The organism is Psychrobacillus sp. INOP01 (assembly GCF_018140925.1).
Taxonomy (GTDB): Bacteria; Bacillota; Bacilli; order Bacillales_A; family Planococcaceae; genus Psychrobacillus.
This window is the reverse complement of the sequence record NZ_CP073315.1, coordinates 601,078-615,070: the sequence shown is the minus strand read 5'-3', so window position 1 is coordinate 615,070 and position 13,993 is coordinate 601,078. Positions and strand designations below refer to the sequence as shown.

The 13,993-nt window shown below is 35.8% G+C and carries 14 protein-coding genes; 10 read left to right on the top strand and 4 right to left on the bottom strand.

From position 1 onward, the window contains the following. Positions 1–72 precede the first annotated feature (72 nt). Positions 73–1,503 carry a sodium:solute symporter family protein gene (locus KD050_RS03135; RefSeq protein ID WP_211894813.1) on the top strand — a complete coding sequence of 477 codons (1,431 nt, stop codon included), beginning with the start codon at positions 73–75 and terminating at the stop codon, positions 1,501–1,503. Positions 1,504–1,539: 36 nt separating this feature from the next. Here KD050_RS03135 and KD050_RS03130 read toward each other — a convergent pair whose 3' ends face one another. Together KD050_RS03130 and KD050_RS03125 are read right to left on the bottom strand one after the other, a co-directional pair. Beyond that, entirely contained in the window at positions 1,540–1,734 is a 195-nt protein-coding gene (locus tag KD050_RS03130; protein WP_211894812.1) for a hypothetical protein, read from the bottom strand. Between the two features lie 104 nt (positions 1,735–1,838). Continuing rightward, a complete protein-coding gene (locus KD050_RS03125) occupies positions 1,839–2,984 on the bottom strand; it encodes an MFS transporter (RefSeq protein WP_211894811.1) in 1,146 nt (381 codons plus the stop codon). Between the two features lie 171 nt (positions 2,985–3,155). Between KD050_RS03125 and KD050_RS03120 the strand changes: the two genes are divergently transcribed. From KD050_RS03120 to KD050_RS03100, 5 genes are all read left to right on the top strand, one after another. Continuing rightward, complete coding sequence (locus tag KD050_RS03120) at positions 3,156–3,389, top strand: hypothetical protein (RefSeq protein ID WP_211894810.1); 234 nt, start codon at positions 3,156–3,158, stop codon at positions 3,387–3,389. 16 nt (positions 3,390–3,405) lie between these two features. Then, a complete protein-coding gene (locus KD050_RS03115) occupies positions 3,406–3,960 on the top strand; it encodes a ribonuclease FAU-1 family protein (RefSeq protein ID WP_211894809.1) in 555 nt (184 codons plus the stop codon). Beyond that, positions 3,953–4,489 (top strand): GrpB family protein, encoded by a 537-nt coding sequence (locus KD050_RS03110; protein ID WP_211894808.1) that lies wholly within the window; start codon positions 3,953–3,955, stop codon positions 4,487–4,489. The genes KD050_RS03115 and KD050_RS03110 overlap by 8 nt, the downstream gene beginning before the upstream one ends. A gap of 165 nt (positions 4,490–4,654) precedes the next feature. After that, positions 4,655–5,725, top strand: a complete 1,071-nt coding sequence (locus KD050_RS03105) for an NAD(P)H-dependent flavin oxidoreductase (RefSeq protein WP_211894807.1) — start codon at positions 4,655–4,657, stop codon at positions 5,723–5,725. A 63-nt stretch (positions 5,726–5,788) separates the two neighbouring features. Further along, a complete protein-coding gene (locus KD050_RS03100; RefSeq protein ID WP_211894806.1) occupies positions 5,789–6,535 on the top strand; it encodes a VOC family protein in 747 nt (248 codons plus the stop codon). An 80-nt stretch (positions 6,536–6,615) separates the two neighbouring features. Here KD050_RS03100 and KD050_RS03095 read toward each other — a convergent pair whose 3' ends face one another. After that, positions 6,616–7,107 carry a hypothetical protein gene (locus KD050_RS03095; RefSeq protein ID WP_211894805.1) on the bottom strand — a complete coding sequence of 164 codons (492 nt, stop codon included), beginning with the start codon at positions 7,105–7,107 and terminating at the stop codon, positions 6,616–6,618. 138 nt (positions 7,108–7,245) lie between these two features. Continuing rightward, complete coding sequence (gene rnhC, locus KD050_RS03090) at positions 7,246–8,178, bottom strand: ribonuclease HIII (protein ID WP_211894804.1); 933 nt, start codon at positions 8,176–8,178, stop codon at positions 7,246–7,248. Between the two features lie 78 nt (positions 8,179–8,256). Between rnhC and zapA the strand changes: the two genes are divergently transcribed. The 4 genes from zapA to KD050_RS03070 all read left to right on the top strand — a co-directional run bounded on the left by zapA (position 8,257) and on the right by KD050_RS03070 (position 13,955). After that, entirely contained in the window at positions 8,257–8,517 is a 261-nt protein-coding gene (zapA, locus tag KD050_RS03085; RefSeq protein WP_211894803.1) for a cell division protein ZapA, read from the top strand. Positions 8,518–8,521: 4 nt separating this feature from the next. Beyond that, positions 8,522–9,064: a CvpA family protein gene (locus tag KD050_RS03080; RefSeq protein WP_211894802.1), complete on the top strand. Its 543-nt coding sequence runs from the start codon at positions 8,522–8,524 to the stop codon at positions 9,062–9,064. An 808-nt stretch (positions 9,065–9,872) separates the two neighbouring features. Next, positions 9,873–11,579, top strand: a complete 1,707-nt coding sequence (gene polX / locus KD050_RS03075; RefSeq protein WP_211894801.1) for a DNA polymerase/3'-5' exonuclease PolX — start codon at positions 9,873–9,875, stop codon at positions 11,577–11,579. 12 nt (positions 11,580–11,591) lie between these two features. After that, the gene (locus KD050_RS03070; protein ID WP_211894800.1) at positions 11,592–13,955 is read left to right on the top strand and encodes an endonuclease MutS2; all 2,364 of its coding nucleotides are present in this window, start codon (positions 11,592–11,594) and stop codon (positions 13,953–13,955) included. The last annotated feature ends 38 nt before the right edge of the window (positions 13,956–13,993 follow it).

The window sequence follows — 13,993 nt, the reverse complement described above, 5'->3', positions numbered from 1 at the left end:
TTATTAAATTAAATTCAGAATAGTGTTTGAATTGTGTGGTACACAGGGAATAGTTCCGAAAGGAGGGATTTCATGGGTTTGAGCTTTTGGACATGGACACTTACGATAGTATTATCACTATTCTTTATCGGAATGTCATTTTTTTTCAAAAAAAAGGCAGATGCTAGTTTTGCACATTATGCAATTGCCGGAGGATCACTACCCTTTTTCTTGCTATTATTTACGGATATTGCGACGATTATGGGTGTCGGGAATTTTGTTGGTCACTCTACAAAGGGGTATGAGATTGGTATAGCGAATATTCCTTTTGTCGTTGGGGAACAGGGAGCAAAGATACTATTTGCAATAGTATTTGCAGGCTTTGCGGCTAAATTTACATATAAAACATTGGCAGAAATGATGGATGATTTAATAGTGCGTGACCGCCTTACTCGTAGTCTGGTCGCAATTTTGACTTCATCTATTATGATTGCTTGGGTAAGTGGGCAGGCTATGGGTATGGGTGCTTTGTTTTCCACCTTTACGGGCACTGATCCAATTCTAATGATACTAGTATTTTCTGCAGTATTTATTATTTATACAGCAGTAGGTGGGATGTACTCCGTTGTGTGGACAGACCTTATACAAGGAGCTATTCTCATTGGAATAGCGGTGTGGTTCTACTTTCAAATATTTAATCGAATTGATTTTAGTTATTCAAATTTAAAAGCTGGTTTGGCCGATGTAGGATCAAGTGAACTAGTTCAAATGAATCTATCTGTAATAGAAGTTATAACACTTTTCGTAACTGGAACTTTAGGTGTTTTAGCTGCTCAAGTATATTGGCAACGCTGCTTTGCTTCCAAAAGTTCAAAGTCAGCAAGTCGTGCCATGCTTATAAGTGGAATTGTAGCAATTATCTTTACGACTCTAGCGACTATTAGTGGATTGGTAGTTAAGATTATAAATCCAACCCTTGATGCAAATAATGCTATTTCGTGGTTGATATTAGAAGAAATGACGCAGCTAGCAGCTCTTGCCTTCTTTATAATGATTTTCATGGCTGCTATATCCAGCGCTTCATCTTTACTTCATTCTGCTGCTGTTGTAATCATCAATGATTTGGTGATTCCGAATATGAAAAAAAAGGAAGATATATTTTATCTCAAGCTAACAAGAGCAAGTGTTGTTGTATTCGGCATGTTCACTATCATTACTGCTATTTGGGCGGATTCTATTATTGACTTGTTTTCTTTAGCATACTCTATGGCAGGAGGAGGAGTGGTACCTGTATTAATTGTAGGGTTAATCTGGAAAAATAATAGAAACTCTACTTTTGTAATGGGTACGAAGAATAGCCGAGTTTCTGTTTGGGGTGCTCGAATCGGTATAGTTTCTGGAGCAATATTCTCCCTAATATTAGGTATTTTATGGGGAGTACTTGCATCCGTAATACTGACAATATTATTCTCAAAACTATTACCTTCAAAAGATATTATGATAAGATCTAGTGAAATGAGTTGATATGACAAAAGAAAAGCCCTGCATTTGCAGGGCTTTTCATTTTGGAGAAATTTGCTTCTGATTAATCCACCAATCAATATGATCCAAATTAAAGACGATCATATCTTTCATTGGTCTTAAGTGAGGAATCTCTTTGTTAATGATGAGATCGTTTATTTCCTCTTCAGTAAGTGGGTATCCAACTGTATCTAAATAAGAAGACAACTTTTTTACCCCATAGGATCTTCTCAATTAATCACCTCCCACCAAAATCTCTTTCTAAAATAAAGAAAGTTTAGTAAAAGGTACTAATTTTAAGGCTATGTATTTTTAATACCCATTTTTAAAGAAAATAATCATACATTAATTTTTTGCTTACGAATAGTCAACAGTATGCCAAAAACTACTCCAATGAAGGACAACGCTGAAATGATGAAATAAAATGTATGCCCACCAAACTCTTTATAGAGAAATCCGCCTGCGTAAGAAGCAATAATGCTAGATAATCCAAAAAATAATAATGCTAGAACAGTTTGTCCCGTAGCACGCCATTCTTTTGGCATAATGTTATACAAGTACTGAATTGCAGCAGTGTAAAAAATAGGGAACGTTAACATCTGCAATAACTGTAATATTGTGAGAGCAATCGGGCTAGTTATAAAACCTGATACAAAAAAACGTAAGAAGTAAAAAAACGTAGCTATCGTAATGATTTCCAATTCTTTACCTTTTCTTAGCCACCAAAAACTAAGAGCAAAAATAATGATTTCACTAGTAGCTGCCAAGAAAAAGGCGATTCCCACCAAGGACGTATCTCCCCCAAGTGCTTTAATATGAATACCTAAAAATGTGTCATTCATTCGAGCAGGTACAGAACTTACAAATACTAATGCTAAAAATAGAAGCATTTCTTTGTTTCGTAATACTGTTTTTAACCCCTCAATAGTCACCGGTTTAGCCGAGGCATGTACATCAGGCATGAACCAAACAATTCCAAACGATAGCATTCCCAATAAAACAAATAAGATCGATAGACTGCTTACCCCAAAATAGTCCATTGCGAATCCAGCTATTAAAGACAAAACTGCATAGCCTAGAGCTCCATATGTGCGAATGGAACCATAGCTAATACGAGCCATTTCGGAAACAGTAAAATTTAAGCTCTCTGTTAATGGATCAAGTGGCATCAGGAAAAAATACACTAACAGAGCAAAAATAATAAGTAACACGAAGCTATCGGAGTTAAATAAAAAGTATCCGGCAACTGCGGTCAAAAAAACAAGCAGAAGCATCACTTTACGAATAGTTTTTGTTCTATCACTTATAAAACCCCATAAAGGCTGGGCAAATAACGTCACAAAACCGCCGGTCCCAATAATAATTCCTATTTCACTCGTAGATAACCCCTGTTCGCCTAAATAAACAGGTAAAAAAGGAATAAAAAGTGCAAGTAAACCAAAAAATAAAAAATTATATCCTTTTAATAAAACATGTGCCTTCAAATAAATTCTCCTTAAGTAAAACCGAAATGATTCCCTTCATTGTAACTGATTTTATCAGCGAATTGTACGGATTATTAGAGGAATAATACTAAATTCAGATATTTATATTAGAAGGAGGAAAAAAACATTTTTAAGAGAATGTAAAAAGTAATGAAGTATGGGGGTGATTTGGTGGATGGAATAGACAAAAGAAATCGTTTAGATGAAAAACCATTCAGTTATAAGATTTCTAAGGATAATACAGTTTTCATAGAATTTCATGGGAAGCGTGTGAAAATATTAAAAGGCAAAGAGGCAGATAAGTTTTTAAAAAGAATAGAAGAGACAGAAAATGATAAGGAACAGCAATTAATTTTAGCAAAAATCACTGGGAACTTTAAACGTGGAAATGAGCGGAAAAAATAGGGGATGTGGGAAAGAGATGTTTAGAAGATACGGCAATCGCTCAGATTGGAAACGAATTATTCAAAGAGAGTACACACAATCTTATGTAGAGAAAAAAGAATTTACAGGATATATCACATTATTAAATATGAAAAAGGTTACAGAGCCACTATGGGTACAGTACGGGGAAAAAAGAATTTGTATTGTAGATGATAATTACATGTGGCTACAGCATTTTCCGATAGGGAAAAATTATTCCGTCACTACGATGTTCGATGCTAGTGGGAAAATAGTGCAGTGGTATATTGATATATGTTATGAAATAGGAATCGAAAATAATGTTCCTTGGTGGGATGACTTGTTTCTAGATATTATCGTATTGCCTACAGGAGAGGTTATTCAACAGGATGAAGATGAACTGGAAGAAGCGCTTGAAAGTGGAAGTATCAATCATAATATGTATGATGTAGCATGGGAGGAAGCAACTAGAATTACTACATGTATTAAGGAAGACCAATTTAAGTTGCTTGGTTTTTCGAAGATCCATAAAGAATTGTTAGAAGAACATTTGCAAGAGGTGAAAAATGAATAAACGTAAAGTATTAGTAGAAAAGTATTCAACTGATTGGAAGAAAAAGTTTGATGAAGAAGCAATACTGCTCCAAAAGATTTTTGGTTTAGAAATTCAAATGATTCATCATATTGGAAGCACGTCTGTAAATGGTTTGAGTGCAAAGCCAATTATCGATATGATGCCCGTTGTACGAGATATAACAAAAATAGATGCATATAACGAAGCAATGATTGCAATCGGCTATGAACCAAAAGGTGAAAATGGACTTTCTGGTCGTAGATACTTCCAAAAAGGAGGAGATAATCGGACGCATCATGTACATATTTATGAACTGGGCAATCGTGAAATTGAAAGACATCTTGCTTTTCGAGATTTTTTGAGAGTGCACCCGGTTATTGCAAAAAAATACGGAGATTTAAAAAAAGCATTAGCTGAGAAATTTCCATACGACATTGACGCCTATATTAATGGAAAAGAAAATCTAGCCAAGGAGATTGAACAACAAGCCATTAAGTGGTATAAGGGAACTGAAAAGAAGAGTATTTGAATTGGATTAAAAACAGTGAATTAGAGATGCAGATTATTATAAAGGACGGACCATGAAACTACGAAAATTAATAAAATCAAACCTCACAAATATTGTAGTTTCAACTGAATAAAGGAATCATCATTAATAGTTTCCTACTCTTTTTTATGAAATCGGAGGCAAAATATGTTTACGAATAATTTTACTAACCTATTAAAAATAGACTTTCCAATTATTCAAGCTCCAATGGCAGGTGGAATTACTACTTCGAAATTCGTAGCTGCTGTTTGCAATAACGGAGCACTCGGAATGATTGGAGCAGGATATATAAGTCCAATCCAATTAAGAGAGCAAATCAGAGAGGTAAAGGAGCTAACTTCGAATAGTTTTGGTGTAAATCTATTTGTCCCTGGCGAATTTGAAATCTCGGAAAACAAGATAGAAATAGCGAATCGTTTATTAAACCGATACCGTGAGCAACTAAACATACAAGAAGAAAAGGTCACTCTTCCAAGTGTAGAAGATGGTTTTCAATCATATATGCAACAGATACAAGTAGTAATAGAAGAAAAAGTACCAATCTGTTCCTTTACATTTGGTGTTCCAACTGCTGATGTCATGAGAAAATTTAAACAACACAATGTAACTACGATTGGAACAGCTACGACTGTGGCAGAGGCAATCTCTATTGAAAAGCTTGGAATGGATGCGGTGGTTGTGCAAGGTAGTGAAGCTGGAGGGCATAGGGGAAACTTTATAGGTGATCATGAGGAAAGCTTAATCGGTTTGATGACTTTGATTCCACAAGTTGCAGACATTGTAAATATTCCAGTAATTGCAGCTGGTGGCATTATGGACGGACGGGGACTAATGGCTTCATTATGTTCAGGAGCAAAGGCTGTTCAAATGGGCACTGCTTTTTTGACTTGTGAAGAAAGTGGTGCGCATCCTTTACATAAAGAAGCAATCATGCATTCGAAGGATGGGGATACGACATTAACTCGTACATTTTCAGGAAAATGGGCAAGAGGCATTAACAATAAATTTATTATGGAAATGGGAGAATACGAAGACACTATTCCAAACTTTCCAATACAAAATGCACTAACCCAATCGATTCGAAAAGCTTCTGCACATCAAAATAACAAAGAATATATGTCACTATGGGCTGGTCAAAATGCGAAACTTGCTAGAGTTGAGACTGTGGAACAACTTGTTCAAAGAGTTATGAATGAAGCGAGAAAAGTGAATGGATAATCTTCAATCAAGTCGAAGATCACCTGCAATTGTTGTAGTTTTAACTATTTAGGGGGAGTTTAGTTGAAAATCGACCATTTAGTTATGAATGTTAGCAAAGATGTTCAGGAAGATAAAAATATGATAGATAGAATTCGTTCAATAGGTTTACCATATGAGCCAAAATGGGGGAAAGGAACAAATGGATTTAAAGTATCGAATATATGGATTGGAAATGAGTATTTTGAATTGGTCAGAATTAAAACGCCAGACGGTGGAGGATGGATACAAAGCTGGACAGAAAAATACCTAAGAGGGCACAGGGGTCTTATAGGTTTTGCATTAGAAGTGGAGGATATAGAAACTACATATCAAAATCTAGTTAGACAAAACATTCAAGTTTCAAAACCTGAACCATTAAAGTTCAGATGGTTCTTCAATCTTTTTAGTAAAACAATGCCTTGGAAAAACTCATATTTATCAGAGTTTGAAGGTATCCCTGTTCAATTCTTTCTACAACAACTTAACGATGAAAAAAGTAAAGTTTATATGCAAAAATATATGGTGCCAAATAGTAAAGATAAACATATTAATGGGATAGTAGAAGTAATGATATATGGCATGTTAACAGAAAGCGATAAAAAAATTATTAGAGCCCTTTTTCAGAATTATAGTGAACAGGACGGTAAAATCCTAATAACTATTGGAGAACAATTAATTTCATTTGTAGAATCAGAGAAACATTCAACAGAAGTAATATTAAATTGCACTAATGAATTGTATTCTTCGCAAGATGTAATGATAGAAAATGTTCACATTCGAAACAGTTAAATTTGTAACATAGGGGGATGAAGAATCCCCCCCTAATTTATATCTCACTATTTAAATTTAACTATGCTTATCTATAATGTTTAACACCAAACAATAATTTCATAGGGTGTGGTTTGAGCAGGGATACTTCTTGTGGTAGGACCGTAGATAACGATCAGATTTCGGTTTGCGGGGTTTCTTGTAAAAGCTTGCCCGTTTGTCAATAATATTGGAGTATATGGTGATATATTTAATTTTAATTGACCATCACTACTTTCAAACTGGCTGTTAAAGAAGTCTACTTTTACATTTTGATTTGGATTATCTTTAACTATGACAAGTGCTCGATATTGAGGTGGGAAAATAAGAGGAACAGGTGCATTTGCATCATAATACCCAGTCACCCGATCTCCTACTACTACCTTTACATGGTCTACAAAATAAGTAGTGGGAGACACCACGAAATTTACTGAAGCTCCATTGCCGTTATCTACGGACATTAATGTATAACAACCTTCTCCTTCACCATTAGACCCTATCATAAAATCACTAATCATGGTAACAGTACCATGAAAACTTTGAAAACTAATCATATTCAATCCTCCATCGCTATTTAAACATGTACTTATCCATATCCATGTTATGCATTACTAAGGCTCTGTGTTACCTGTACTAATTTGCCGATGAGCGGGGCCATAGGAGGAGAAGTGATTCGTTTTATAAGTACAATGTTAAAATTTTTTCTTATTTATCAGCTTAATCGCTTTTTGTGTATTGGCAAAATGCCATTTTGTTATCGACTTAAGAAATTCTTCTCCGTACTTCAAATAAATCTTAGCGGCGATTTCATCGACTTTTGCACTCGCTCCTTTTGGTATCGTGGTATTTGCTAGTGCAGTTAGACGATCCATTTCTTTTAAGAATGCATATCTTGCTATAATAGATGCCGCTGCAACTGAAACATGAAGCTGCTCAGCTTTTGTAGAAAACAATACGTTTTCACGTATGATTTCTTTCTCCGCTTTAATATGATTATAGTAAATGCTACGCTCCGCAAACTGATCTATTAATATAAATGCTGGTTTTTCAGTACCCATTTTTTTCAACACATGATTAAGTGCTTGGTTATGCATAAGTGCTTTTATTTTTCCTTGGGACCACCCGCGAGACTGAATGTCATTGTATTTTTCATTTTTCAACACTAGGACGCTATGTGTTAAAGTCGCCATTAAGTCGGGCGCCATTTTACGCATTACATCATCTGTTAACATTTTAGAATCCTTGACACCTAATTCTTTGACTAGCTCAACTTGCTCGCTACTTACAAAACAAGCTGCAACCGTAATTGGACCGAAATAATCTCCAGTTCCTGTTTCATCAGATCCTAGAACGGATAAAGAAGAAAAGTTAGGAGGTAAAATATCACCCTTAGTTACACTAGTTACTATTGTTTTATTGGCACTTGTACCCCATAAAGATGCCTCCCGTGTAGCACCGTTTCCTTGAAACATAACCTTGCCTGATTTATAGATAGTTATTGTTGTATCTAATAGCTTTGCTGCAAATACCACACCGGGAGCAGAGCGTTCCACCTTAAATTTCATATAATGAGATTTTACTTTTTCTATTTCATTTGGCTTCATTAACAAGACTTCGTTTGACATTCGTTCGTTCCTTTCTTCACATCGTAATCTATTTCGTGTTATTATTAGTATTAGGATTTTCTGAGGAGGGTTATGGCTTTGTCAGAACAAGAAAAAACACGAATTTCGGTTGATATATACGGACAGAATTATAAAATGGTAGGTTCTGAATCTTCAGGCCATATGAGACTAGTAGCTTCAATAGTGGATGATAAAATGAGAGAAATACATTCACATAATAGTCAGCTAGATATTGCAAAGCTTGCAGTGCTCACAGCTGTAAATACTGTACATGATTACATAAAAGTAAAAGAACAATTAGAGCTACTTGAAGAAGAATTGAAAAGGTTAAAGGACTGAAAATATGTTAGATATAATTATATTAATATTACTTGTGGGCGGTTTAATAACTGGCGCAAAGCGTGGGTTGATTGTTCAACTGATCCACATGACTGGTTTTATAATCGCACTAATAGTAGCTTACTCTTATTATAAACCACTTGCAGATAAATTTGTTTTATGGATTCCATTTCCTGCTGTAACTGCTGGTTCTAAATTGACAATTGCAGTAGAAAGTTTAGATTTGGCTCAAACATTTTATCGAATTATTGCCTTTGCGCTTATTTTTATAGTGGTGAAATTTGCCTTGCAAATGATTGCATCTATGTTTGATTTTTTAAAGTATTTACCTATTTTAGGTTTTGTAAGCAATATTGTAGGTGCAATCTTAGGACTTATCGAATTTTATTTTATTTTATTTGTATTACTATATGTGTTTGCTCTTTTACCAATCGATTTTATCCAAAATTTAATATCAGGTTCAGTTTTAACCGGATGGATGTTAGATCATACCCCGATCCTATCGGAAATGGTTAAAAATTGGTGGTATATTTATATTGAAAAGTAACTTCTCTCGGTAGAGGGAAGTTTTTTTAAAGATTAAGAAAGTATATAAAAGTTTCCATTGAACACTGGGTCCATGGGACTTTTAAGAATGAATAATACAGCTGATTTCCGTTTCAGGTGGAGACAAAGGAACGATGGCTAAGAACGCCACCACGCGAGCGCAACGCCTTCGTGACCAACATCCTGTCGGAGTCGCCATCTTTCACTACAATCAATGTAATGTGTAGTACTAAACTATAAGAAGTAGTAAAGGCTATCGCTTAGATGGTAATAGTAGTCAAAGTTAATATATTGATAAGATCATCTGTTGAATTAGGATACTATTCTGTAATGAAGGATGAAAAAAGTAGATTTTCTTTTATACTAGTGGAAATACAGTGAAATAGTAATTGTTTACTAAATAAAGAAGTGAAATAACGAACGAAATTGCATCTTCGGGGCCCGCGTGATGCGGGTCAGGCAGTCGTTGCGACACGATGTCGCGTACCTAGACTGTCATCCCCTCTATGAATAGGACAGTATCTTTTCTTTAGTTATCCCAAAAAGCACTTACCTGTTTCTAAGAGTTTGTAGGAGGGTGACGGACAGATGAACGCCATAAGATTACCGACAAAGAGTGATATTGGTTTTGACGTCCGTCACAACCAATATCACTAAAAATTCACTCGGTAAAAATATAGCAAAACGTCTGTCCAAAGCCCTTCGAAAACAATAGAAACAGGTTTTGAACTTAAAGGAACGGGCATGTTTTTGTCCGATTTTACTTAAGTTAGCTATATTAGTTAATTGAAATGAAAGAGGTGTTATCGTTGGATAAGAAGACGATTATTAAAACTTTAGAAAAAATTGCGTTATATATGGAATTACAAGGAGAAAATCCTTTTAAAGTATCTGCTTTTCGAAAAGCTGCACAAGTTCTAGAATTAGATGACAGAAGTCTATCCGAAATGGATAATATTTTATCTTTAAAAGGGATTGGAGCAGCAACTGGAGCTGTAATAGAGGATTTAATCACTACTGGTGAATCCTCTTTGCTTATGGAGCTACAAGAAACAGTTCCTAGTGGTTTACTACCGATGCTAAAAATTCCAGGACTTGGCGGTAAGAAAATTGCTAAGCTTTATAAGGAATTACATATTGACTCCGTTGACGCATTGAAGATTGCGTGTGAAGAAGGAAAAGTTCAGAGTCTTCCCGGGTTTGCTAAGAAGACAGAAGAGAAAATATTATTAGAAATAGTAAACCTTCAATCTAAACCGGAACGAACTGCTGTTTGGCAAATTGAACCTATCGTAGAGCTAATTGAGCACAAACTTTCGTCCATTTCATTAATTGATAAGTTTTCTGTTGCTGGATCGTTCAGAAGGGTAAAAGAAGCGAGTAAGGATATCGATTTTATAATCGCTACAAGTTCACCACAAGCGGTTAGGGAAGAATTATTAAAAGTACTTCCTGTACAGAAGATAATTGCTGCTGGAGATACGAAAGTTTCAGTAACTCTAGATGTGGAAGTGGAGATTGATGTCGATTTCCGACTTGTGGAGTTAAACCAGTATGCCTCTGCATTAAATCATTTTACCGGTTCGAAAGACCATAATATTAAAATGCGTCAGATCGCAAAAGACCAGGGTAAGAAAATCAGTGAATATGGTGTTGAGCTACCAGATGGAAGTGTGGAGCATTTTGAATCCGAAGAAGATTTTTATGCTTATTTTGATTTACCTTTTATACCTCCAACAGTTCGTGAAGACGGATCGGAATTTTCCAAGCTAGATCAGCTACCTTCATTAGTTAAGCTAAGAGATATACAAGGCGATTTTCATATGCATACTACTTGGTCGGATGGGGCTCACTCTATAGAAGAAATGGTAGAAGCTTGCCGTACGAAGGGCTATTCACATATGGTGATTACGGATCATTCCCACTATTTAAAAGTAGCTAACGGGCTTTCTAAAGAAAGATTATTAAACCAAATTGACATCATACATGAGCTTAATGAAAAATACACAGATATTGAAATACTTACTGGTACCGAGATGGATATACTACCGGATGGCTCACTCGATTTTGAGGATGATGTGCTTTCGCAACTAGATTTTGTGATAGCTTCTATCCATTCTAGTTTTAGTCAGCCTCAAGAAAAGATTATGGAAAGACTCTTAACGGCAGTGAAAAATCCGTATGTACATATGATTGCACATCCAACTGGAAGAATAATCGAACAGAGAGATGGTTATAATCCTGATGTTCCAACTCTTATCGGATGGGCAAAAGAATATGGCAAGATTTTGGAGTTAAATGCAAATCCTTATCGTCTCGATTTAAACACAGAATATTTAAAGTTAGCGCAAGAAAAGGGTGTTCCAATAGCCATTAATACGGATGCTCATCATATTGATCAGCTGAGATATATGGATATTGGTGTTCGATATGCTCAAAAAGCCTGGTTGCATAAAGACAATATCGTGAACACTTGGTCCTTTGAGAACTTTAAGGAATATATCAGAAATAAATAGGAGGTGCCTCGGTTGATAGCTGAAAGAGCACTTAGAACTTTAGAGTATTATAAAATTCGAGAAGAAGTTTCGAATTACTGTACTTCTTCAATTGGAAAAAGCCATATAGATAAACTTATACCTTCAGTTGAGTTTACAGAAGTAACGAAGCTGTTAGAGGAAATGGATGAAGGTATGGCAATTCTTCGATTACGTGGGAATGTTCCGATGGGGGGGATGACAGATATCCGACCTCATGCTAAACGTGCCCAAATTGGAGGTATGCTTAGCCCTACGGAATTAATGGAGATTGCAAGTACTATACGTGCAAGTAAAATATTACGCCAATTTTTAGAAAATGTAGCGGAATCGGAGGATGTTAAAATTCCTCACTTCCTTAGGATAAAAGAGGATATTCCAGTTTTAACTGCCCTTGAACATGAAATTAATGATTGTATAGATGAAAACGGTTCAGTGTTAGATAGCGCTAGTAGTACATTACGCTCTATTCGCCAGCAATTACGCATTCAAGTTAGTCGTGTGCGTGAAAAACTAGAAAGCTATACAAGAGGGGCTAATGCTGCGAAAATGCTTTCAGATTCGATTATTACAATCCGAAATGATCGATATGTTATTCCCGTTAAGTCTGAATATCGTAGTCATTACGGTGGGATTATCCATGACCAATCCTCTTCGGGACAAACTTTGTTTATAGAGCCTTCAGCAGTAGTACAAATAAACAATGATATACGAAGCTTAAAAGTGAAGGAACAGGAAGAGATTAATCGTATTCTCATCAAATTGACAGCTGAGGTAGAAATAGTGGGGCATGACATTTTTCTTTTAGTAAATGTACTGGGAGAAGTTGATGTTATATTAGCTAAAGCAAAATACGGTCAAGCCCAGAAATGTACGATGCCAATCATTAATAACGAAGGATATATCCGTTTAGTGAAAGCAAGACATCCACTTATTCCAATAGAGACAGCTGTGCCAAATACAATCGAATTCGGGAAAGAAATTACAACTATTGTAATCACTGGACCGAATACTGGTGGTAAAACGGTTACACTGAAAACAGTTGGTCTTTGTACATTAATGGCACAAAGTGGACTTCCTATTCCTGCCTTGGATGGCTCTGAAGTGGCGTTATTTGAATCAGTATTTGCAGATATCGGAGATGAGCAATCTATTGAGCAAAGTCTAAGTACATTTTCTTCTCACATGGTTAATATTGTCGATATATTAAAAAAATATGATGATAAATCATTGATTATATTTGATGAGCTTGGAGCAGGAACCGATCCACAAGAAGGTGCGGCACTCGCAATTTCTATATTGGATGCAGTACATGGGACAGGCGCCCGAGTAATGGCTACGACACATTATCCTGAACTAAAGGCATATGGATACAACAGACCTGGTGTTGCTAATGCAAGTGTCGAATTCGACATAGAAACTCTAAGTCCAACTTATAAACTGCTTATAGGCGTTCCTGGTAGAAGTAATGCTTTTGAAATATCCGAGCGACTTGGATTACCAGAATATATTATCAACCAAGCACAAACCTTTACGGGGACAGACCGTGGAGAAGTGAACTCCATGATTGCATCCTTAGAGGACAGTCGTCGTCAAGCAGAAAAAGATGCCGAAGAAACGGAAGTTCATTTAGAAGAAGCACGTAAAGTAAAAATAGATTTAGAACTAAGATTAGCTGAATTGGAACAGAGCAAAGAAAAATTAGAACAAAAAGCAAAAGACAAAGCAAAGAAAATTGTAGATGAGGCTCGTCGAGAAGCAGATGATATTATCAGTGAACTGCGTAAAATGCAATCTAATACTCATAAGCTCGTAAAAGAACACGAATTGATCGATGCAAAAAAACGTCTAGATGCTGCTTTGCCAGATAATCCAGTATTGAAGAAACAAAAGAAGTTAAATGAAATGGCTAAAGAGTTGAAAGCTGGAGATGAAGTGAAAGTAGTAAGCTTCGGTCAAAAAGGAACTCTGCTAGAGAAACTCTCTAACACGGAATGGTCTGTTCAAATTGGTATGTTAAAAATGAAACTAGACGAATCAGATTTAGAATTTGTCAAACCAGAGAAACAAAAACAGACCGTTTCTGTGAATTCAATCCGTGGTAGAGACTCACATGTAAAATTAGAATTAGATCTCCGTGGAGAACGATATGAAGATGCTATAATGCGTACAGAAAAGTATTTAGATGATGCAATTCTTGCAAACTATCCAAGAATCTCTATTATTCATGGAAAAGGCACTGGAGTATTAAGACAAGCTATACAACAGTTTTTGAAAAACCATTCTCGTGTGAAAAGCTATCGTTTCGGTGAGGCTGGTGAAGGTGGTCACGGTGTAACAGTTGTTGAATTAAAATAATTAATTAATAATGAAACTTTTTATCGGGCTCTCCGTAT

Excerpts from the sequence above, each read along its gene's own strand:
- KD050_RS03135 (WP_211894813.1), top strand. The coding sequence starts at position 73 with ATGGGTTTGAGCTTTTGGACATGGACACTTACGATAGTATTATCACTA.
- KD050_RS03115 (WP_211894809.1), top strand. The coding sequence starts at position 3,406 with ATGTTTAGAAGATACGGCAATCGCTCAGATTGGAAACGAATTATTCAA.
- KD050_RS03110 (WP_211894808.1), top strand. The coding sequence starts at position 3,953 with ATGAATAAACGTAAAGTATTAGTAGAAAAGTATTCAACTGATTGGAAG.
- KD050_RS03105 (WP_211894807.1), top strand. The coding sequence starts at position 4,655 with ATGTTTACGAATAATTTTACTAACCTATTAAAAATAGACTTTCCAATT.
- KD050_RS03095 (WP_211894805.1), bottom strand. The coding sequence starts at position 7,107 with ATGATTAGTTTTCAAAGTTTTCATGGTACTGTTACCATGATTAGTGAT.
- rnhC (WP_211894804.1), bottom strand. The coding sequence starts at position 8,178 with ATGTCAAACGAAGTCTTGTTAATGAAGCCAAATGAAATAGAAAAAGTA.
- KD050_RS03080 (WP_211894802.1), top strand. The coding sequence starts at position 8,522 with ATGTTAGATATAATTATATTAATATTACTTGTGGGCGGTTTAATAACT.